Origin of the sequence: Desulfococcus multivorans, from assembly GCF_001854245.1 — a bacterium.
GTDB lineage: Bacteria > Desulfobacterota > Desulfobacteria > Desulfobacterales > Desulfococcaceae > Desulfococcus > Desulfococcus multivorans.
On sequence record NZ_CP015381.1, the window covers coordinates 1,287,283 to 1,307,827 of the forward strand.

General features: G+C 53.8%; 20 protein-coding genes. 14 read left to right on the forward strand and 6 right to left on the reverse strand.

The features are described 5' to 3' along the window. Positions 1 to 144: 144 nt before the first annotated feature. The 11 genes from icmF (at position 145) to htpX (ending at position 11,586) form a co-directional block, all read left to right on the forward strand. Entirely contained in the window at positions 145 to 3,429 is a 3,285-nt protein-coding gene (gene icmF, locus dmul_RS05520) for a fused isobutyryl-CoA mutase/GTPase IcmF (RefSeq protein WP_020877082.1), read from the forward strand. 92 nt (positions 3,430 to 3,521) lie between these two features. Next, the gene (locus tag dmul_RS05525; RefSeq protein ID WP_020877083.1) at positions 3,522 to 4,697 is read left to right on the forward strand and encodes an acetyl-CoA C-acetyltransferase; all 1,176 of its coding nucleotides are present in this window, start codon (positions 3,522 to 3,524) and stop codon (positions 4,695 to 4,697) included. 57 nt (positions 4,698 to 4,754) lie between these two features. Further along, positions 4,755 to 5,606, forward strand: coding sequence for a 3-hydroxybutyryl-CoA dehydrogenase (locus tag dmul_RS05530; RefSeq protein WP_020877084.1), 852 nt, complete (start codon positions 4,755 to 4,757; stop codon positions 5,604 to 5,606). A gap of 183 nt (positions 5,607 to 5,789) precedes the next feature. Further along, entirely contained in the window at positions 5,790 to 6,329 is a 540-nt protein-coding gene (locus dmul_RS05535) for a helix-turn-helix domain-containing protein (RefSeq protein ID WP_020877085.1), read from the forward strand. Between the two features lie 77 nt (positions 6,330 to 6,406). Then, entirely contained in the window at positions 6,407 to 7,564 is a 1,158-nt protein-coding gene (locus dmul_RS05540) for an acyl-CoA dehydrogenase (RefSeq protein ID WP_020877086.1), read from the forward strand. An 85-nt stretch (positions 7,565 to 7,649) separates the two neighbouring features. Beyond that, on the forward strand, positions 7,650 to 7,829 hold the full coding sequence (locus dmul_RS05545) for a hypothetical protein (RefSeq protein ID WP_020877087.1): 180 nt from the start codon (positions 7,650 to 7,652) through the stop codon (positions 7,827 to 7,829). A 492-nt stretch (positions 7,830 to 8,321) separates the two neighbouring features. Next, positions 8,322 to 8,486 carry a hypothetical protein gene (locus dmul_RS20150; RefSeq protein ID WP_020877088.1) on the forward strand — a complete coding sequence of 55 codons (165 nt, stop codon included), beginning with the start codon at positions 8,322 to 8,324 and terminating at the stop codon, positions 8,484 to 8,486. Positions 8,487 to 8,595: 109 nt separating this feature from the next. Further along, entirely contained in the window at positions 8,596 to 8,796 is a 201-nt protein-coding gene (locus dmul_RS05550) for a cold-shock protein (RefSeq protein ID WP_020877089.1), read from the forward strand. A 100-nt stretch (positions 8,797 to 8,896) separates the two neighbouring features. Beyond that, positions 8,897 to 10,285 (forward strand): acyl-CoA dehydrogenase family protein, encoded by a 1,389-nt coding sequence (locus tag dmul_RS05555; protein WP_020877090.1) that lies wholly within the window; start codon positions 8,897 to 8,899, stop codon positions 10,283 to 10,285. A gap of 117 nt (positions 10,286 to 10,402) precedes the next feature. After that, on the forward strand, positions 10,403 to 10,606 hold the full coding sequence (locus dmul_RS05560) for a hypothetical protein (protein WP_020877091.1): 204 nt from the start codon (positions 10,403 to 10,405) through the stop codon (positions 10,604 to 10,606). 68 nt (positions 10,607 to 10,674) lie between these two features. Beyond that, on the forward strand, positions 10,675 to 11,586 hold the full coding sequence (gene htpX / locus dmul_RS05565; RefSeq protein ID WP_020877092.1) for a zinc metalloprotease HtpX: 912 nt from the start codon (positions 10,675 to 10,677) through the stop codon (positions 11,584 to 11,586). Positions 11,587 to 11,628: 42 nt separating this feature from the next. Here htpX and thiE read toward each other — a convergent pair whose 3' ends face one another. Beyond that, positions 11,629 to 12,264: a thiamine phosphate synthase gene (gene thiE, locus dmul_RS05570; RefSeq protein WP_159449711.1), complete on the reverse strand. Its 636-nt coding sequence runs from the start codon at positions 12,262 to 12,264 to the stop codon at positions 11,629 to 11,631. A gap of 254 nt (positions 12,265 to 12,518) precedes the next feature. Beyond that, on the reverse strand, positions 12,519 to 12,803 hold the full coding sequence (locus tag dmul_RS05575) for a hypothetical protein (protein ID WP_040415708.1): 285 nt from the start codon (positions 12,801 to 12,803) through the stop codon (positions 12,519 to 12,521). A 464-nt stretch (positions 12,804 to 13,267) separates the two neighbouring features. On the opposite strand from dmul_RS05575, the gene dmul_RS05580 reads away from it, so the two are divergent. Together dmul_RS05580 and dmul_RS05585 are read left to right on the forward strand one after the other, a co-directional pair. Next, on the forward strand, positions 13,268 to 14,659 hold the full coding sequence (locus tag dmul_RS05580; protein ID WP_020877095.1) for a sigma-54 interaction domain-containing protein: 1,392 nt from the start codon (positions 13,268 to 13,270) through the stop codon (positions 14,657 to 14,659). A 565-nt stretch (positions 14,660 to 15,224) separates the two neighbouring features. Continuing rightward, a complete protein-coding gene (locus tag dmul_RS05585) occupies positions 15,225 to 15,470 on the forward strand; it encodes a hypothetical protein (protein ID WP_020877096.1) in 246 nt (81 codons plus the stop codon). Here the strand turns inward: dmul_RS05585 and dmul_RS05590 are convergent. Together dmul_RS05590 and dmul_RS05595 are read right to left on the reverse strand one after the other, a co-directional pair. Then, positions 15,459 to 16,232, reverse strand: a complete 774-nt coding sequence (locus dmul_RS05590) for a class I SAM-dependent methyltransferase (RefSeq protein WP_020877097.1) — start codon at positions 16,230 to 16,232, stop codon at positions 15,459 to 15,461. The two genes, dmul_RS05585 and dmul_RS05590, sit on opposite strands and share 12 nt — an antisense overlap. Further along, positions 16,219 to 17,469, reverse strand: a complete 1,251-nt coding sequence (locus tag dmul_RS05595; protein WP_020877098.1) for a glycosyltransferase family 4 protein — start codon at positions 17,467 to 17,469, stop codon at positions 16,219 to 16,221. Before dmul_RS05595 ends, dmul_RS05590 begins: the two co-directional genes overlap by 14 nt. A 294-nt stretch (positions 17,470 to 17,763) precedes the next feature. Between dmul_RS05595 and dmul_RS05600 the strand changes: the two genes are divergently transcribed. Beyond that, positions 17,764 to 18,654, forward strand: coding sequence for a hydroxymethylglutaryl-CoA lyase (locus dmul_RS05600; RefSeq protein WP_020877099.1), 891 nt, complete (start codon positions 17,764 to 17,766; stop codon positions 18,652 to 18,654). Between the two features lie 17 nt (positions 18,655 to 18,671). On the opposite strand, the gene dmul_RS05605 is transcribed toward dmul_RS05600, so the two are convergent. After that, positions 18,672 to 19,217, reverse strand: coding sequence for an NUDIX hydrolase (locus tag dmul_RS05605; RefSeq protein ID WP_330216962.1), 546 nt, complete (start codon positions 19,215 to 19,217; stop codon positions 18,672 to 18,674). After that, positions 19,204 to 20,478, reverse strand: coding sequence for a class II fructose-bisphosphate aldolase (locus dmul_RS05610; protein ID WP_020877101.1), 1,275 nt, complete (start codon positions 20,476 to 20,478; stop codon positions 19,204 to 19,206). The genes dmul_RS05605 and dmul_RS05610 overlap by 14 nt, the downstream gene beginning before the upstream one ends. Positions 20,479 to 20,545: the final 67 nt, after the last annotated feature.

Consider the following 20,545-nt stretch of genomic DNA (forward strand, 5'->3'; position numbering starts at 1 on the left):
CGATCGATGGCCGACAAAAGGGTTGTCGATCAATGCCGGAGGTTTCGTGTTTCAGGCGTTCGGTCGGCAGTAACCCTGTCGTTGAGCCGGCGCCGGAGACCGGTTACCCGAAACCGAACACCTACCATAATCAAGGAGAGGCAAATGAACATGGAAGTTCAACCTTACAAACCCAGGCATCACGTCCGGGTCGTTACGGCGACCTCCCTTTTTGACGGTCATGATGCATCCATCAATATTTTTCGCAGAATACTGCAGAGCACTGGCGCGGAAGTCATCCACCTCGGCCACAACCGTTCCGTGCAGGAGATCGTAGATGCTGCGGTGGAGGAAGATGTTCAAGGTATCGCCGTATCGAGTTATCAAGGCGGGCATGTGGAATTCTTCAAGTACATGATTGACCTGTTGAATGATCGGGGTGCCGGGCATATCAAAGTGTTCGGCGGCGGCGGCGGCGTCATCGTACCCGATGAGATTCGGGAACTCGAAAGCTACGGCGTTACCAAGATCTACTCGCCCGAGGACGGTGCACGCATGGGACTGCAGGGCATTATTAACCATATGATAGAATCCATGGATTACCCCGTGTACGACGAAATGCCCGTGGACCTGTCGGATCTGAATACCGAAAACAAGCTCAAGGTGGCCCGAATGATTTCCATTGTCGAGGAGACCGCCGTCCGAAACAATGGAAACCTTGCCAAGCTCAGGTCCGACATCGAAAAAATGATTGGGGACCGAAAAGTACCCGTGATCGGTATCACCGGCACCGGCGGCGCCGGCAAATCATCCCTGACCGACGAGTTGATAGTACGGATTCTCCACGATATCGGCGAGATCCATGTGGCGATCATCAGTTCGGATCCCTCCCGGCGCAAGACCGGCGGCGCTTTGTTGGGAGACCGCATCCGTATGAACGCCATCAACAGCCCTCGGGTGTATATGCGTTCAGTGGCGACTCGCCAATCCAATTCCGAGATACCCGAGTTTTTAGGCGATGCCGTTAACGTGATCAAGGCCGCAGGGTTCGATCTCGTCATTGTGGAAACCGCCGGTATCGGCCAGGGGGATTCCAAAATAAGCGATCTCGTCGACGTTTCGGTTTATGTTATGACCAGTGAATTCGGTGCCGCCTCTCAATTGGAAAAGATCGACATGCTCGATTATGCCGACCTGGTGGTGGTCAATAAATTTGAAAAGCGCGGCGGAGAAGATGCTGTTCGGGACGTGCGAAAGCAAGTCCAGCGAAACCGGCAAGCCTGGAGCGTGAAACCGGAGGATTTGCCCGTTTTCGGCACCATCGCCTCCAAATTCAACGACGACGGCGTTACAGCATTTTACCATGCACTGATTGATGCCGTTGAAGAGAAAACCGGTGTCGGTTTTGAAACCTGTCTGCCCCGGCCGGAGGCCAAGACATCGAGCTCCAAAACCATCATCATCCCACCGGAGCGGACCCGCTACCTGTCAGAAATCGCCGAAGCCATCCGAGACTATCACAAAAAAACCGAACGGCAAGCTCAGGCGGTTCGGAAGTCATGGCACCTCAAGGAGGCCATGGCCGCCCTGGGCGGTGGGCTCGAAGGGGATGCGCCGACCCTTCTGAACCGCTTTCGCAAGGAGTTGGCGGCGGCCGAAGCCGCCCTGGAAAACGAGACCCGGGACCTTCTCGCCCAATGGAAGCGTTTCAAGGAGAGTTACACTCAGGACGAGTTGGTGTATACGGTTCGGGACAGGGAAATCCGGGTTCCTCTTTATACCGAGTCCCTATGCCATAAGAAAATTCCGAAGGTGGCTCTGCCGGGCTATACCGACCCCGGGGAGATCTATCGATGGATGCGACGTGAAAACCTGCCCGGCTATTTTCCGTATACTGCAGGGGTGTTCCCCCTTAAGCGCGTGGGGGAAGATCCGACCCGGATGTTCGCCGGTGAGGGGGATCCGGCCCGAACCAACCGCCGCTTCAAACTGCTATCCGGCGAATATGAGGCCAAGCGCCTTTCCACGGCCTTCGATTCCGTAACGCTTTATGGTTACGATCCGGATCGACGTCCGGATATCTATGGCAAGGTCGGGAACTCGGGCGTCAGCATCTGCACCCTGGATGACGTTAAGGTCCTTTACGACGGATTCGAGCTCTGTGCGCCGAACACCTCCGTATCGATGACCATCAACGGCCCGGCGCCGATCATGCTTGCCATGTTCCTCAATACGGCGATTGACCAGCAGGTTGACGCCTTCAAGGCAAAACACGGTCGAGAGCCGTTTTCCGAGGAGTACGAGGAGATTCGTTCCATGGTTCTGTCCAATGTTCGAGGGACGGTTCAGGCGGATATCCTTAAGGAGGACCAGGGCCAGAACACCTGCATTTTCTCCATCGAATTCGCCCTGAAGATGATGGGGGATATCCAGGAGTTCTTCATGCAAAACAATGTCCGGAATTTCTATTCCGTTTCAATTTCCGGTTACCACATCGCCGAGGCGGGAGCCAACCCCATTTCACAGCTGACATTCACCCTTGCCAACGGATTTACGTATGTGGAGTACTACCTGTCCCGAGGCATGGATCTGGATAGTTTTGGCCCCAACCTCTCGTTTTTCTTTTCAAACGGGATGGAGCCCGAATACACGGTGATCGGCCGGGTAGCCCGAAGGATATGGGCGGTTGCCATGAGGGAAAAATACGGTGCCTCGGAGAGATCCCAGAAGCTGAAATATCATATCCAAACCTCAGGCCGTTCGCTTCATAGTCAGGACATTCAGTTCAATGACATCCGAACGACGCTTCAGGCTCTCTGTGCTATCTACGACAATTGCAACAGCCTCCATACCAATGCTTTCGATGAGGCCATTACCACGCCCAGCACCGAGTCGGTCCGTCGCGCCCTGGCGATTCAGCTGATTATCAACCGGGAATGGGGGCTTGCCAAAAACGAGAATCCGCTTCAGGGAAGCTTTATTGTCGAGGCACTGACGGATTTGGTGGAAGAGGCCGTACTGGCGGAGTTCGACCGGATAACAGCACGGGGCGGCGTACTGGGGGCCATGGAAACCGGATATCAGCGAAGCAAGATCCAGGAGGAATCCATCTACTATGAGACCCTCAAGCACACGGGAGAGATGCCTATCATCGGCGTCAACACGTTCAGGGATCCGCACGCCGACAACCAGGACCTGGTCGAAGGGGGCGGTTGTCTCGAACTGGCACGGGCAACACCCGAGGAGAAAGAATCTCAACTGCAACGCCTTTCGGGATTTCAAAAAGCCCACGAGACGGAAGCGCCTGGTGCTTTGAAGCGACTTCAAGAGGCGGCGTTGTCCGGCCAAAACGTTTTTGCCGAGATGATGAACGCGGTCCGGTGCTGTTCCCTGGGGCAGATCACACAAGCCCTTTACGATGTCGGTGGGAAATACAGACGGAATATGTAACACCGGGCCGGCAAGGATTTTTTCGCCGGCTATCGGGACGGGGTCTACGATAGCCGGCCCACAGGACAGGAATACCAAACCAGGGAGTAGATATGAGAGAAGCGGTAATTGTGAGTGCGGTGAGAACCCCCTTAGGCGCCTTCAATGGCGCCCTCGGCAACATCGGCGCCACGGATCTGGGCGGGATGGTCATCGCCGAGGCCGTCAAGCGAGCTGGAATCGCCAAGGAGGCGGTGGACGAGGTGTTGATGGGACAGGTTTTGCCTTGCGGATATGGACAGAATCCCGCCAAACAGGCGGCGGTCAAGGCCGGTCTGCCGTGGGAGGCCGAATGCATCACTGTAAACAAGGTGTGCGGTTCGGCTCTCAAAACCGTCATGTTGGCTGCTCAGGCTGTCCAGGTTGGGGATGCGGATATCGTCGTGGCCGGCGGCATGGAAAATATGAGCCTGGCACCCTATTATCTTGAAAAGGCCCGCTTCGGCTACCGGATGGGACCTGGAAAACTTCAGGATTCCATGATTCATGACGGCCTGTGGGACATCGTCAATGATTTTCACATGGGGATGTCCAATGAACTCTGCTCCGAAAAATACGGTGTGACTCGAGAAGATCAGGATCGGTATGCCGCGGAGTCCTACCGTCGTGCCGTAGCCGCCATCTCCTCCGGACGCTTTAAGGATGAGATTCTTCCGGTGGAGATTCCCCAACGGAAAGGCGCACCGAAGATTTTCGATCAGGATGAATGTGCCCGAGAGACGTCCTACGAGGCCCTTTCCCGAATGAGCGGCGCCTTCAAAAAAGGCGGGCTCGGCACTGCCGGAAACGCCTCTATCATCAGCGACGGTGCGGCGGCCGTGGTCGTCATGGCGAGGGAAAAGGCCGAGACCCTGGGGTGTCGTGTTCTGGCGACCATCGGTGCTCAGGCATCCTACGGCATCGATATGAAGTATGTCCTCGTGGCTCCCATATGGGCCATCCCCAAGTGCCTCGCGAAAGAAGGCATCTCCATGGATGAGGTTGATCTTTTCGAGATTAACGAGGCCTTCAGCGGATCCAGTGTGGCCATCCTGAAAGAACTCAAGATAGATGCCGCCAAGGTCAACGTAAACGGTGGCGCGGTGGCCCTGGGACATCCCATTGGCGCCAGCGGTTGCCGGGTGCTCGTGACCCTGCTTTACGAAATGGCCCGGCAGGACAAGAAAATCGGGCTGGCATCCCTCTGTCTGGGCGGCGGAGAAGCCGTAGCCATGATTGTAAAGCGATAGTCGTGGTAATGTGGGACGATTTTAAATCAATTCCATTGGAAGAAGGGACATAACATAATGGAGATCAAAACATTTGGCGTCGTCGGCGCCGGACAGATGGGAAACGGTATTGCCCAAGTGGCGGCCATGAGCGGCCTCAACGTCATCATGAATGATATCAAGGAGGAATTCGTTCAGAGAGGACTGGCCAACATTACAAAATTGCTCGGGAAAAGCGTCGAAAAAGGGAAAATGGATGCAGCGGAAAAGGACGCCGTGATTGCCCGCATCCGCACCAGCGTATCCCTGAAGGACATGGCCGACGCAGACTTTGTCGTGGAGGCAGCCACTGAAAACGAAACTCTTAAGTTCAATATTTTTAAAGAGTTGGATGACGTCTGCAAACCGCATGTGATTCTTTCGAGCAACACCTCATCCATTCCTATTGGGCGAATCGCCGCCCAGACCCGTCGGCCGGACAAGGTCATCGGTATGCACTTCATGAATCCCGTTCCCGTGATGCGTTTGGTGGAGGTGATCCGAGGGCTCGCCACATCGGAGGAAACCTTCAAGACCACCTGGGATCTTTCGGTTAAATTCGGCAAAACGCCTGCGGAGGCCAATGACTTTCCCGGCTTTATCGCCAATCGGATCCTCCTGCCGATGATCAACGAGGCGGTTTATTGCCTCTATCACCATGTCGGCACGCCCGAAGCCATCGATACGGTCATGAAACTCGGGATGAATCATCCGATGGGACCTTTGGCTCTGGCCGACTTGATCGGACTGGATACCTGCCTGGCCATCATGGAGACCCTTTACAACGGTTTCAAGGATTCGAAATACCGTCCCTGTCCGCTGCTTCGAAAATATGTCGAGGCGGGGTGGTTGGGTCGGAAGACCGGTCGAGGATTTTACGTCTATGAATAGACGTGCGGTCTGATGCTTTTTGTCTTGAAGCGGATGTCTCAACACAAGACAATTCCGGTTGGGGGCATGGGGCTATCGGATCCGACAAGGAGAACGGTGAACGGTTTGCCGGCTCACCTTGCAGGGGCAGGGTATCGACCTGCCCCTGCGTCATTCAAAAACAAGGAGATAGTGGAGATAATAATGACGTCACAATTGATGCCGATCGGAAAAAAAATCAGGCAGGCAAGGCTCGATAAGGGGTTTACGCTCGACCGCATTGCCAACGAGACAGGTTATTCCATCGATTACCTGAAACGCATCGAAGCGGGAGAGGAGATGCCGCCCGTGGGTGCACTGCTCCAGCTTGCCCGGGCGCTGCAGATCGACTCGGGATTTTTTCTGAGAGAGCAGGAAGCCAGCATGAAGGATCGGGTCAGGGAATACACAAAGCGCACTGACGACTATGCCTACGAGACATTGACGCCTGGGGCCGAAAACAAACATTTGAAGGCATTCCGGGTGACCATTGATCCTATGGAGGAGCATACCGGCGTGGGATACCAGCATGAAGGTGAGGAATTTAATTATGTGCTGAAGGGAAAGGTTCAGGTCATGGTGGGCGACCATATCAACACCTTGAACCAGGGAGACTATCTTCACTTCAATTCCGCCATCAAACACCAGTTGAAGAATATCGGCCAGGAGACGGCGGAATTATTGGTGATCATTTATACCCCATGAACGGCTGTCGGCAATCACAGAGACATATGGCGCAAAAGGCACTGACTTAAAGAAAATGGGAAACCGGAGAGTGATGTATGGCTTTTTTTAAACTGACAGACGAGCAATTGATGATTCAAAGCATGGTTCGGGAGTTTTCGCGGAAAGTTGTCGCAGCGACGGCGGCCGAACGTGATAAATCCAAGGAATTTCCCGCGGAGAACCTGAAGCAGATGGGCGAGCTTGGTCTCATGGGAATGATGGTCCCCGTGGAATACGGCGGCGAAGGGGCAGACACCATCAGCTACGTTCTTGCTCTTTCCGAAATCGCCTATTCTTGCGCCTCCACGGCGGTCGTCATGTCCGTTCACAACTCCATTGTGTGTGAGAGCATTCTTAATTTTGGCTCGGAAGCACAGAAAAAGCGATTTTTGCCGCGCATGACGGATGCCGAAATTATCGGCGCTTTTGCACTGACCGAACCTCATGCCGGTTCCGATCCAGTCTCTCAGTTGACTACAGCCGTCAAGGACGGGGATCATTATGTCATCAACGGCACTAAACGCTTCATTACAACGGGGAAGAACTGTGGGTTGGTGATCGTCACGGCCAAAACGGATGAGGCGGAAAAACACAGAGGCATCAGTGCGTTTATCGTTGAAAAGGGAACTCCCGGACTGATCGTTGGAAATGTTGAGGACAAGATGGGACTGCGGGCCTCTGATACCACGGACCTCATCTTCGAGGATTGTCGCGTTCCGGCGGAGAACCTCCTGGGACGGGAAGGCGATGGATTCAAAATCGCCATGAAAGGGTTGGACGGCGGGCGGATCGGCATCGCAGCCCAGTCCGTCGGCGTGGCTCAGGCCGCCCTGGACAACGCTGTCAAATATGCCAAGGGAAGGGATCAGTTCGGCCAGAAGATTTCAAAATTCCAAGGCATTCGGTGGTATATCGCCGACATGGCTACGGAAATCGAAGCCGCCCGCCAGTTGATGTTTTCTGCTGCTGCGATGAAGGATCGCGGTGAAAAATATACCCAGCAGGCCTCCATGGCCAAGCTGTTCGCTTCGGAGATGGTCAATCGCATTACGGGAAAATGTCTCCAGATTCATGGTGGTTACGGCTTTACCAAGGATTACGTCATTGAGCGCCTATACAGGGATGCCCGCGTATTCACGATCTATGAGGGAACTTCGGAGATCCAGCGGGTTGTAATATCGAACAATATACTGAAAGACAAGAGAAAACATTGATTCTTTCGCGCATCTCATCCACCCGTGAAGAGGGGATGGGGTCGATATCGCCCACCCCTCTCTCCCGATAATGTTGGAGGCGTTCATGACCATCCGGATGATTGCGGAAGAGCTTTATCGCCTCATCAAGAACGTGGAAGAACTGGAACGGGCTCTCCGGAATGCACCCTTGGAGAAGCGGGCGGAGATAGAGGATCGACTTCGTAAAGCGAGAGCCGAGCGAAATCGCCTTCGGGCGATTCTTGAAAATAAAAAAAAAGGGTGAGGCCTCTTTAGCGGTTTGCACGATGTGTATCTCCACGAAAATTTCCACTGCGTGTCAAATAAATATTTGACAAACGATCGCCTTTGGACTATCAAGGCAGAAATCGTCGAGATCATCGTTGCCGCTGGTGCTGATGGTCTGTATCAACATTCCGACCATTTACACGTGTTGAAGGTGATGTAAATATGCGCAACGCATGACCATCCCCGTTCAAGAGGAAGCGTTTGCCTCAGTTTTCCTTCGTTTTATCAAATGGTAAGTGATAGAACATCCAAAGCCAAATTTTTCAATGAAGATTCCTGGAGTGATTCCCGCATAAATGAAACCGCCGTCTACGGGCTGGACCGTCCTGCCGGATATATGCCTATATGTACCACCTGCCCCTTTATTGTAATGTTGCATTCTCCCTGATGATTGTATCGATAAATCGATTTATCGTGGTCTGATTTGTATGGTGTTGCAGCGTATTCAAAAGAAAGAATTGAGGAACGAATGGATATTGTGAAACGAACTGAAATTGAAGAAAAACTGCGGAAGCTGATTGAAGACGAGTTAAAGAAAGACGATGCCCGGAAAATTTCGGCACCCAAGGTGCCGTGCAACGTCATTCGTCGAAGAAAGGGAGAAAAGGATAAACGGATCTACGCTTTGAATTAGGAGGTTCTTCGAGCGAAAGCCTCTTATGTCCATATGGACCGCTCCAGAATCATCCGTTTTCCGGGAACGGTTCAGCTATCAGGGGATTCATAATCATGGAGGTAGACTTATGGCAAACGGCGTCGTGAAATGGTTCAATGATAAAAAAGGCTACGGCTTTATCGAGAAGGACGAGGGGGGCGACGTCTTCGTTCACTACTCTGCGATCAACATGGGCGGCTACAAATCCTTGAATGAAGGAGATCGGGTTTCCTTTGAGATTGAAAACGGCGATAAAGGGCCTGCGGCAGCAAATGTCGTCAAGATATAGCCATCCATAACCATATCCGTTTATCAGGCATCCCGGCTTCCTCGCTTGGATGCCTTTTTTGTTTTTTCTCACAACTGTGCCGTTATCAAGGAGATCACCCGTGTTGAATTTTCGCTTAAGCGAGGAACAGGAAAGGCTGAGACAATCGGCGAGGCGTTTTTCTCTGGAGGAAGTGCTGCCGGTTGCATGGCATTACGACGAAAAGGACGGCATCCCCATCGATGTCCTTAAAAAGGCCTTTGAACGGGGAATCATGAATACCGACATCCCGCGGGAATATGGCGGAAAGGGACTGGGTCTCATTGAAGCAGCCCTGATTACCGAGGAGATCGCGGCAGCCTGCCCGGGGGTGGCAACCTCTCTTTTTGACAATTCCTTGGGCATGGAACCCTTATTCCTATCGAAAAATGAAAAGGTGAAGGCAAAGTATCTTCCCAGGATTGCAAATGAGTTCAAACTGATATGCTTCGCCACATCTGAGCCGACCATGGGGAGTGACGTGTCGGGAATCCGGTGTCGCGCCCAAAAAGACGGGGAAGACTACATCTTGAATGGAACGAAGTATTGGATTACCAACGGCGGTGTCGCCGACTATATGACCATCTTCGCTACCGTGGACCCCAAACGCAAGCACGACGGTATCTGTGCCTTTGTCGTCGAGAAAGAATGGGCGGGGGTTTCCGTCGGACGCCCGATCCCCAAGATGGGCCAGCGGTGTTCGAACACCACCGCGCTGAATCTGAAGGCGGTTCGGGTGCCGAAGGAAAACGTCATTGCCGAGCCGGGTGAAGGATTTACTCTGGCGATGAAGACATTTTCAAGAACCCGCCCCATCATTGGTGCTTTCGCAGTCGGAGCCGCTCGATCATGTATGGAATTTGCCATTGACTACGTCAAGGGGAGAAAGGCGTTCGGCGTACCGATTGGCGATTTTCAGTCGCTTCAGTTCAAAATAGCGGAGATGTACCAGAAGATCGAAACGTCGCGGCTTCTGGTCTGGAAATCGGCCTGGGAGGCTGACAACGGGATGGATCCGACCCTATCCGCCTCCATCGCCAAATTTTACGCCACAGAGTCAGCCCTCGATGTGGCTAACGAGGCGCTCCAGGTCTTTGGCGGATACGGTTATACGCAAATGTTTCCCATCGAAAAGTTTCTTCGGGATATCCGATTGTACCGGATTTACGAGGGCACGAGCGAAGTACAGCGAACGATCGTGGCCGGCCATGCCATGAAGGTTTATTCACCGGTCATGCCCCTACTTGAGGATCTGCCCGTTATGCGGGCGAAAACGCCTTTCCAGGCCGAGGTCGAAGGCCAGGGGATCTGGCGTTGCCGGATGTGCGGTTATGTTCATTATGGGGATAAGCCGCCTCAGGAGTGTCCCTACTGTTTTTTTCCGGAAACGGCATTCAAGCCCTATTCCCCCAAAGGGCTGAACCGTCGGAAGGATTCCGAATCCGAAGACGCCGGATCGTTGCCTCAGTGACACCGCACGCGGAACCTTCCGAATTCGGTCCGCCTCGCCAATTTCCGTCGAGCCGCCTTGATTTTTGAGGTAATCGTCTTAAAATTAAGGCTAAACCTCAAAACAAAGGAGGTCTGTATGGACTGCCGTTATCATTACGAAAAATTCAGCAGCGGAAGCGATGAGTTCGAGACGGAATTCACGCAGTACCTGAACCGGAAGCGCTCGGAGAATTGGTGCGTGCAATCCTGTGCTTACAGCCGGGATTCCGAAAACAGCACCATGCATGCCGATTGTATCTTTACCGGGGGATCCACTGCCGGACAGTCGATAATATCCTGATCAACAACTTTGACAAAGGCCGCACCCATACAGTGCGGCCTTCAGCGTCATTGGAGGAGCGAAAAACGATGGGGAACCAGATACGGACGACCATACTTTTGGGGGTCATGACGGCCTTTTTGGTGGGAATCGGGGGGCTGATCGGCGGTCGAGGCGGCATGATAACGGCCCTGATTCTGGCAGCCGGCATGAATTTTTTCAGTTACTGGTTTTCCGACCGGATCGTTCTGGGCATGTACCGGGCCAGGGAGATCACCCCGGGGGAAGCTCCGGAGCTTTACGATATCGTGCGGATCCTGGCCGAACGGGCGGGATTGCCTATGCCCCGTATCTACGTTATCCCGGCGGAGGCGCCAAACGCCTTCGCAACAGGCCGGAATCCCGATAACGCAGTGGTAGCGGTGACCGAGGGGCTCATTCACCTCATGGATCGAGAAGAGATCATGGGGGTCCTCGCCCATGAACTGGGTCATGTTCGGAACAGGGACATCCTCATCGGATCCATTGCGGCGACCATGGCCGGTGCTGTGATGCTGCTGGCCGACATGGCCCGATGGTCTGCCGTTTTCGGCGGGTTCAGAGACAACGAAAAGGGCGGCGGTCTTGGCGGCGTCGGCTTGATCGTGATGTCGATTCTGGCACCCGTTGCGGCCCTCCTCATTCAGATGGGGATCAGCCGGTCCCGGGAATATCTGGCGGATGAAACCGCAGCGCAACTGGTCGGCAGCCCTGACGGCCTGAGCCGGGCACTGGAGAAACTGGGCGCTTATGCCGGGCAACTGCCCATGCCTGCACGGCCCGAAACCGCACACATGTTCATTGTCAATCCGCTTTCGGGACGTGGCTTGATGCACTTGTTTTCCACCCATCCACCTCTGGCGGATCGAATTGCAAGGCTTCGAAAGCGATCGGTTGGGGGCAACGGAAAACGCGGCACCGTGAAGGAGCCTGAAAACATATGGGAGCGCCTTTCGGGTTGATTCGGCTTTGTGACGGAATCGGCCGGCATGGTGGAAAGGACGTCACGGATTTTGAGACTGATGAGATTCGAAAATACCGCAGGCTTGACCCAAAACAACGGCGTTGGCTTTCGGGTCCGGGGCCCTCGAAATGAAGCTGATGACCGCGATCCCGGCTGCACCGGTATCGAGACAGGCGCGGGTGTTGTGAGCGGTGATGCCCCCAATGGCTACTACAGGGAGAGGAGCGGCATCGACGATGGCCTTGAGCCCTGAAAGCCCTTTGACCGCCTTGGCATCGGTTTTGGTGCCGGTGGGAAAGATCGGGCCGGTGCCGATGTAATCGCATGACGACAGGTCGGTGTTACGCAGCTCATCGAGATTTGAGACGGAGACACCGATAATGGCCTCCCCGCCCAACCGTTGGCGCGCGACAGTGGGGGATATATCCTCCTGGCCGACGTGAATACCGTCGGCCCCCACGCGTTCGGCCAAGCCTATGTCGTCGTTGATGACTAATGGGATGCCCCACTCGCTGCAGAGCCATCGGATTTGAAGGATTTCGGGCAAAAAAGCGTCGGAAAATGACTTGTTGCGGTATTGGATCATCGTTGCCCCTGCACCAAGAGCGATCCGGGTCTGTTGTATGGGGGGACAGCTCGGTGCGTTGTCGTCCGTAATGAAGTAGAAACGCAACATTTTCCTAAGTGGGCGACACTTCATTTATCTACCGTTCCGTAAAAATTTCCGAGAAATTTCAGACAGTGCCGCTCCAGCTGTATCCGAGACCATTCTGCTCTCTATGCCAGTGCCGAAGCAAGCGAGTGTCTGGAATATACATAAAGAATATATCTTGTTGTGGCTAAAAAAACAAGCCGTTATGCAATTGCCGGAACAAACCGGCAAAAGTGATAGCATCTCCTGAGCGGCCCAATTCCAAAAAAGAATGAAATTCACAGAGGGGCCGTCGGCGCCGCTTCTCTGCCGTCATTTTCCGTAACGGCGATTTTTTTTATGAAAATACGTTTGTCCCCCTTTTTGCTGGTGATAATCGGCCCTGACGCCTGGATGCATTTCCCCACCATGTTCAGAAAAAATTCGCTGTTTTCAATGCTGTAAGTCTCTTCGTTTGTGGTCTGGATCTCCATCTCAAGGACAATGCCCTCATCGTCCCACGCACAGGGGATCAATATGCCTTCTACCGTATGTGTTTCTCTTCTATTTTTGTTCTTCATCATCAACCCTTTTTATCATTGCAGCGTTGGTTTCAAGCCGAATCGAATCCTTAAAAAGGGCACAGCAAATAATATGCCGACAAATTAAATCAAAAGTCAAAAAGAGATTTAAGTGAAACAAATCTTATAAAAAGATTCTGCCCATGATCCGATTCATCCCCGTTTTGAAGCCCCGTCTGAAGGCGCCTGAATTTGATGGTGTTACAGGAACCCGGAATTCCGAATTGCCATGGCATGTGAACTGGAAGTTCCGGTCTCCAAGGCCTGTGAGATCATCGAATCAGATGACGTCGGGGTCGGGCGGCGCTTGCTGCCGACGAATCAGGGGTATGGTCTGATAAAAAATTGAGATGCCGCTGGATTGCAGTTGAATTTGGCGTGAAAGCAACATAAAAGAGGAACTTTAAATTCCGGAGTGTTCAAAAAGACCCGGTTTACAGGTGGATCGATAGGATTTGGGAGTATCAATGGAGTCCGTTCTTGTGATTTGCCGGAACAAGGAAGCCCTTCAGGCCATCATATCCGCTTTTCCGAAGGATAGCCGGGTCGATAGGGCTGCAAACCCATCCCGTGCGATGACCTTCTTAAAGAAAAATTCCTATGAATTCGTGTTCATCGATATCGATATCCTTCAGGCGTCCTATCCGGATTTACCGATCGATGAAGCGCTGACCGTCTTTCGCAAGGGGCATGAGGCCTCTGAATTTATCGTTATGTCTTCCAAAAGCCAAATCCGACAGATGGTCAAGGCATTGAAATTCGGGGCCGCCGACTATCTTACCTATCCCGTTGAACCGGAGGAGGTCGCCCTGGTGCTGAAAAACCTTCGGGAGTCGATGATGCTTGCCTCCGAATTGGCTTATCTAAGAGAGCGTCATTTCCAGGAGGCGGCCTATGAGCTCATCGATTCTCAAAATACGGCCATGATCAAGGTGTTTAACAGCATCCGGATGGTTGCTCCGACACGGACCCCCATACTGTTGGTGGGAGAGACCGGTGTCGGGAAAGGGGTTCTGGCGAGATTGATCCATCGCCAGAGTCATCGTAAGAATGCGCAGTTTATCAGTGTCCATTGCGGTGCAATTCCGGAAACCCTGGTGGAAAATGAACTGTTTGGCCATGAGAAAGGCGCATTCACCGGCGCTGGTCACAGGAAACTCGGAAAGTTCGAAATCGCAAGTGAAGGTACGATTTTTCTGGATGAGATCGGTACCGTCACGCCTCTCATTCAAATCAAACTGCTTCAGGTTCTCCAGGACGGAACCTTCAGCAGACTGGGTGGAGAGGAGGAACTGAAGACCCAGGCCAGGGTGATCGCCGCTACGAACGCCGATCTGAAACAGATGAGCCAGGAGGGACAGTTTCGGAAAGATCTGTACTATCGCCTCAATGTTTTCCCCATCGAGATTCCCCCGTTACGAAAGCGGCTCGAGGACATTCCTTTTTTCGTGGAAATGTTCCTTAAAAAATTGAATCGGCTCTATTGCAAGGAGATCAAGGGAGCGCATCCGTCGGTCATTGATGCATTGATGCATTACAGCTGGCCTGGAAACATCCGGGAACTCGAAAATCTGATCGAGCGAGCCTATATCGTGGAAACCTCCAGGTTGCTGACACCTGAAAGTTTTTCGGTGGAATTGATTGAGGCTGAAGCGGCGACAAAGACAATCCATTCGGGTGCCTCCCTGGCTGAGGGGCGGCGTCGGGCTGTCGAGGTTTTTGAAAAGCAGTACCTGACGGAGCTTTTGGCACGGCACAGGGGAAGGGTTAAAAGTGCCGCTGCGGATGCCGGCGTCAGCACACGGCAGTTAAGCAAACTGATGTTGAAATACGCTCTTAGAAAAGAGGTTTTCAAATAGCTATCGTTCCATGGCAACTTTCAGTCGGAATATCAATTTATTGGCTAAGACATTTCTCCGCTTGGTCGAAGTAATTCCAGGCACGATCTTCCCGAATGCCGGCTTTCGTTCGACAATTATCCCGATGACATTCCCGCCGACAACTCCCAGCGCATAAACAAGCGAAAGCTCCTCGACAACAGGAACGACGGTCCAAGGGGCACTCCTGCGATGATATCTTCGAAGTCAAAGGCAAATTTCATCCCAACAGCACAGGATTTTTTTTAAGCGATCCTCCTGGATTTGTTCTCGTGATAGATGGTTTCATCGGTGTGACGCGCCTTTCATAAGTCAAATGTCCGGCAATCACCAATCTATTAAACCGTTGGCACGTTCGTTGCTGTAGTTTGACGCTACAGGATGGAACGATGTATCCACCATCGATGTCCTGACAATTAAGCTGTTATGATGTCAGCGCTTCCAAGACGTCAATCGATTTCTTGACGTGATGCTGTGGGTATATTTTTTGATTGGATGCTTGTTTATGCCGTCCGGCGACAGGATTTGATTTGAGAGGAAGGGAGATATGAGAGTGATACGAAAAGAACAAAAGAAAAAATCGGGTCCTTTGGCATATGCCGATGAACCTGTCCGCGGACTGAAGCCCAGGAAAAAATCGGCGCGCAAATGCAAGATTTGCGGAAAGGATCCCTCTCCGAATTATTTTTACTGCCCCTCCTGCCATCACCGGGTCAGCCATCATTCGGTGGAGATGGAGGAAGAGCGGGAGGAATTCGGCATTTCGGAGTGTCAGAACACCTCATCCTATTAGATGTGACGGCAACCTGTGTCGAGGAATGGACGGTTGGCGCGACGGCGGATGAAGGGTGCTTTTCCTGCCGTAAACCACGAGGCTTTTCCCCATCACGACATTCAACAACTGTTCCAGAAAGCGGGTGACCTTGGGATGCCGCATCATGTCCCACACCAGGAAGCGATGATACGTATTGACAAGAAGCCGGTCGGTCCGATGAAGACCCAGAAGGCATTTCAACCACCAGTAGGGAACATGGAGGCTATGGGCGCGATGACATCCTTGCAGCTGGACCTTCGATGCGGTGATGAGGTGCTGTATCGCTTCGCGGCTGTAAATCCGGATATGGCCTCCGGGGGTTGATCGATAGGTTTTTGAGAGTGTCCAGCATATTTTTTCAGGAAGATAGCAGGGTACGCTGATAACGAGATCGCCGCCGGGTTTCAGGACGCGAACGAGTTCGGTGACGGCGGCCCGGTGAGCAGGGATGTGTTCCAATACTTCGGAGCAGATCACGAGATCGAAGGCGGCGTCGGCGAAGGGCAGGGCAGTGATATCGGCTATTCCCAGCCGCCACAAACCTCGAATCTCTCCGATTTTGTCCAGCTCGGCCAAACGGTTTCTGGCGTCCAGAAGATCCTTTCCGTTGATGTCGGTTCCCACGGTCATCGTATCCGGACGGCGGACGGTTTCCGCCATGTGGCGGCCCGTGCCACAACCGACATCCAGAATCCGATGACCGGGTTTGATGGGAATCCGTCTGAAATCAACGGTAATCATCAATCACCTCCTGATAAGCGATCGCCGTTTTGACGGCGGCTTCCTGCCACGTAAAATTTTCCTGAACCCGTTTGCGTCCTTTCATCCCCAGTTCCCACGCGTGGTCAGGATTGTCCATCAGCCGCTGAATCGCCAGGCCGAGGGCATCGGGATCGGCCGGAGGTACCAGTATGCCGGCATCCCCAACCACTTCCGGCAGAGCACCGCCGGTGGTCGAAATGACAGGGACACCACAGGCCATCGCCTCTCCCGCCGGAAGACCAAATCCTTCATATACGGAGGGTACGACGGCCATTCCGGCTTTTGCATACTCAATAACAAACGCCGCGTCGGTGATTCTTCCGGTGAAGCGGATGTGATCTCCGATGCCGAGTCTGCGGATAAGCTTGACGACACCGCCGTTCCTTTTGGGCGTTCCGACGACGATGAGTTTCAGATCCGGGGTTTTCCCAGCGATATCTGCGATGGCTTGAAGGAGATAATAGAGTCCTTTCAAGGGCATGTCGGCGCTGTTGGTCACGATGATCCGACGGGGATCCCGACGGATTTCAGGAACGGGGTGGAACACGTCGGTGTCAATACCGTTGGGAATAACCCTGAAGCGGTGGTCGGGGATGGAAAACTCCCGGCTGATGTCTGCTCTGGTTCGCTCGGATACGGTGATGATGCGGGAGAATTTCCGGGCTACCCGGATTTGCATCCCGATGAATGAATACCATCGTCGGTGCTTCAATTTTTTCCACCATGATCGAACCGATCGGACCGCCACATCCCGGTCAACGGTGATGGGATGATGGATCGTGACAATGGCGGGTATTCGGTTTTTGAGTGCCCACACCCCGTAAGAAAGGCTCTGGTTGTCATGGATAATGTCATATCGGTCCAGCCGGTTTCGTAGAAACTGAAAGGCGCGAATGCCAAAGGTCATGGGTTCGGGAAACCCCATGGTGGAGACGCCGGTCCATTCCAGCAGGTTGATCGGATCCCGGAGTTCTCGGAGGGAAGGCGTTCTGAACAGATTTTCAGGGTTGTAGAGATCCAGACCGGGCAGGTAGATAATACGGACTCTTTTATCCAGGATCGGCAGCGGCGGTCCGGAAATGACATCCACTTGATGCCCGAGATTCGTGAGCGCCTTGCTCAGATGTCGGATATAAACCCCTTGCCCGCCGCAATGAGGGTTGCTCCGATAACTGAGCAGGCAGACTCTCAGCGGCCTCCGGTGACGTTCCGGCATGACATCCTTTTTCCTTTCAAAGGTATTGAACCTTCCCAGAGGGAATGGCGATTGGCGAGGGTCTTACAGCGCTCCTTTCGTTTTCGTCAAGTGCTTTTTCATGGATAATGGGGGATAGCGGCGCTGTTTTTTCTTGACCGGTCATGCCGTCGTTTCCTAAAACAGGCGTGATTCATAGAGCGGCTTCCCGAGCGCATGAACTGCGCGCCTGGATTTTTTTCGTTTTCCGTGATGTTGATCTGGAATGGTTTGCATCTTATATCTATTGTAAAAGCGACTCAATGGAAGAGGCTTATGGCGATCCCCGAAAAGGTCACCCTGGTGGAAGTGGGCCCTCGCGACGGCTTCCAGCTGGAACCCAAAATTATTCCTACGGACCTCAAGCTTGAGATGATCACCCGCCTGGCGGCATCCGGACTCAAATACATTCAAGTGGCGTCTTTCGTCAATCCCCGGCGGGTGCCCCAGATGGCTGATGCCGATGATCTTGTCCGGCGACTCCCACAGATGCCTTCGGTGACATTTTTCGGTTTGGCGTTGAATGCGGTTGGGGTGGAACGCGCTTGGCTGTCCGGTCTGAAGTGTATCGAGGTGTCGATTTCCGCAAGTGATGCCCACAGTCGAAGGAATGCGGGTCTGTCCTACGCATCGGCCTTACGGGAGGGAGAAAATATGGCTTCCATTGCGGCCGCCGCTGGCATGACGGTAACGGCCAGCGTTCAGTGCGCCTTTGGGTGCGTTTTCGAAGGTGAGATTTCGATGTCGCGTGTCCTGGACGCCGCCCGAATGTTCACGGCTGCCGGTGTGGCGCGGCTGACGCTGGCCGACACAACGGGAATGGGAACGCCGCCTGCGGTGGAACGAATGCTTCGTGAATTCGACACGGCGAACCTCGATCTTCCCGTCGGCCTCCATCTCCATGACACCCGGGGTCTGGGCCTGGTCAATGCGGCCGTCGGGCTTCGGTGCGGTGTCTCTTTCTTTGACACCGCCCTGGGGGGAATGGGTGGCTGCCCTTTTGTCCCCGGGGCTGCCGGAAACATTGCGACGGAGGACACCGCTTACCTGATGTCGGCAATGGGCGTCGAAACGGGTGTAGACTGGAAGGCGGTGGCGTCCTGCACGCGGCGCCTGTCCGCCTTTTTGGGTCGTGACTTGCCGGGCAAACTCTACCGGATGGCTTGATGCTGTCGCCAAAAGTGTCATCCGCCAGGGGGGTAAAGCGGCGATTGTCCCTCCCGTGCATGGTATCGACGAATGAATTTCCGGTGGCTGCTGAAGGCCAGTTCCGGCAACGCTGCGGGAAGAAAGAAACCGACATCGTCTGCATCGTCGCCCGGGACCGGCCTGCCGTGGAATTCCTTCACCAGGTAACATACCAGGGCCACTGTGTGATAGATTCTGCTGGGATTGGCGTCGGCGTCCAGGATGCGGTCGATGCGGCCGACAAGGCCCGTTTCCTCCCTGAGTTCCCTCAAAGCCGTCTCCTCTGGTGTCTCTCCCAGTTCCATATATCCCCCGGGAAGGCACCAAAGGCCCCGTTTGGGTTCAACCCCGCGCCGAACCAAAAGAAGACGGCCCTCGCCGTCGACGGTGATGACGCAGGCGGCGGGGATGGGATTCTCATAGAGGGGCGCGTCGCATCGAATGCAGAAGAGGCGCCGACGTCCCTCCCAATCCTTCCGGATCAGTGGATGACGACAGAAGGGACAGTATATTTTTTCAAGGATGCCGTTAATCGTCGAAATCTCCTTTAGGTCCCTTGCTGCCGGTCAGCAGGGCACCGCGTTCATGGATGCTCTCGGGGGTCCACGCGGCGGGGTCCTCGATCCGTTCAGCCTTGGGACCTGGATCATGGCTGCCGGTCTTCAGTATGGTTTCGATGGCGATATCCGCCGTATCCCCGGCGTTGAAGACGCGGGTCATCATGGTGTAGGCGAAGTCCTCCACGCGACGGGACATGCGTTCACGAATTTCACGAGGTTGTCCCAGCAGCTTGTTTTCAAAAGGCAAATTCAGCTTTTTGAAATTGCCGCCCTTCCAGCCTTGAGCGGCGGCATAGGCGATCATATCGGCCCACATCTCCTCGGAAACCCCTTCGTCCTTCACCTTAATAAAATTACCATCGGCGTCCATGATGGCGTTGCCGTAATCGTTTACCGACACGCCCCAGGAGATCATCTGCAGGGCCGTGGCGACATTTGCCTTGGTAGTCCGGGTCTTCTGGGCGATCTCACGAAGTCTCTCGGAATCATTGCCGGAGGTGCCGTGCTGGGCTCCGGAAACCCGATATTTTTCCAGTGCGGCATGGATCTCTGCGGTCAGTTCCACTTGGATGCCCTGATCGCTTGCCTGGATACCGTGGGTTGTGCCGTTGTTAAGAGCGATCCAGTTGGGGAAAATATCATGGGCGTTGAGCCCCTGGATAAGAAAGCGGGCCTCGTCTACGGTGGAAAGCCCTTCCTTGCCCTTGATCTCACCCACCTCGGTTTCCAGACCGGCCCAGGCCGGCACGACGCTTTTGATGATGTCGATGCTGGCCAGAAGGTTTTCGTCATCGGGCATGTGGGAGGCGTCAATGGCGATGGAAGTGATCCCGGCGTCGAAAATGGAGGGAATTTCGATCCTGGCCGGAGTGATATCGGCGGTTTTTTTAATGCCGTAATGATCTGCATGAACCGCCACGGGGATAGTGATGCCGAGTTCGTTGCAGACAGCATCAACCTGTCGGGCGATGTTCCAGAAGTTGACTCCGCAATAGGCGGAGGCACCGCCTTCGGAGCGGGCGATTTCGATGATCACCGCGCTGTTGGCCCGCTGAGCCGCAGCCAGGACGCCGCGGATGATAAAATGATTCCGGCCGTTGGCCGCCATACAGATGGCGTGGCCCTTTTGGATCATCGCCAGATCGATGAATTTGCCGCTGACGAGCAGCGCTTTGGAGTGGGGAAAAATTTTTTTGACGTTGGGGGGGCGACCGATGTCCAGGGCGCGTTCAAAATCTGTCATTGGTGAACCTCCTTTATGGCGTTAAAAGATAATTGTGACGGTTTCGCGGTCATTGCAAAGGCATCTA

Excerpts from the sequence above, each read along its gene's own strand:
- icmF (WP_020877082.1), top strand. The coding sequence starts at position 145 with ATGAACATGGAAGTTCAACCTTACAAACCCAGGCATCACGTCCGGGTC.
- dmul_RS05525 (WP_020877083.1), top strand. The coding sequence starts at position 3,522 with ATGAGAGAAGCGGTAATTGTGAGTGCGGTGAGAACCCCCTTAGGCGCC.
- dmul_RS05530 (WP_020877084.1), top strand. The coding sequence starts at position 4,755 with ATGGAGATCAAAACATTTGGCGTCGTCGGCGCCGGACAGATGGGAAAC.
- dmul_RS05535 (WP_020877085.1), top strand. The coding sequence starts at position 5,790 with ATGACGTCACAATTGATGCCGATCGGAAAAAAAATCAGGCAGGCAAGG.
- dmul_RS05540 (WP_020877086.1), top strand. The coding sequence starts at position 6,407 with ATGGCTTTTTTTAAACTGACAGACGAGCAATTGATGATTCAAAGCATG.
- dmul_RS05545 (WP_020877087.1), top strand. The coding sequence starts at position 7,650 with ATGACCATCCGGATGATTGCGGAAGAGCTTTATCGCCTCATCAAGAAC.
- dmul_RS20150 (WP_020877088.1), top strand. The coding sequence starts at position 8,322 with ATGGATATTGTGAAACGAACTGAAATTGAAGAAAAACTGCGGAAGCTG.
- dmul_RS05550 (WP_020877089.1), top strand. The coding sequence starts at position 8,596 with ATGGCAAACGGCGTCGTGAAATGGTTCAATGATAAAAAAGGCTACGGC.
- dmul_RS05560 (WP_020877091.1), top strand. The coding sequence starts at position 10,403 with ATGGACTGCCGTTATCATTACGAAAAATTCAGCAGCGGAAGCGATGAG.
- htpX (WP_020877092.1), top strand. The coding sequence starts at position 10,675 with ATGGGGAACCAGATACGGACGACCATACTTTTGGGGGTCATGACGGCC.
- thiE (WP_159449711.1), bottom strand. The coding sequence starts at position 12,264 with ATGTTGCGTTTCTACTTCATTACGGACGACAACGCACCGAGCTGTCCC.
- dmul_RS05575 (WP_040415708.1), bottom strand. The coding sequence starts at position 12,803 with ATGATGAAGAACAAAAATAGAAGAGAAACACATACGGTAGAAGGCATA.
- dmul_RS05580 (WP_020877095.1), top strand. The coding sequence starts at position 13,268 with ATGGAGTCCGTTCTTGTGATTTGCCGGAACAAGGAAGCCCTTCAGGCC.
- dmul_RS05585 (WP_020877096.1), top strand. The coding sequence starts at position 15,225 with ATGAGAGTGATACGAAAAGAACAAAAGAAAAAATCGGGTCCTTTGGCA.
- dmul_RS05590 (WP_020877097.1), bottom strand. The coding sequence starts at position 16,232 with ATGATTACCGTTGATTTCAGACGGATTCCCATCAAACCCGGTCATCGG.
- dmul_RS05595 (WP_020877098.1), bottom strand. The coding sequence starts at position 17,469 with ATGCCGGAACGTCACCGGAGGCCGCTGAGAGTCTGCCTGCTCAGTTAT.
- dmul_RS05600 (WP_020877099.1), top strand. The coding sequence starts at position 17,764 with ATGGCGATCCCCGAAAAGGTCACCCTGGTGGAAGTGGGCCCTCGCGAC.
- dmul_RS05610 (WP_020877101.1), bottom strand. The coding sequence starts at position 20,478 with ATGACAGATTTTGAACGCGCCCTGGACATCGGTCGCCCCCCCAACGTC.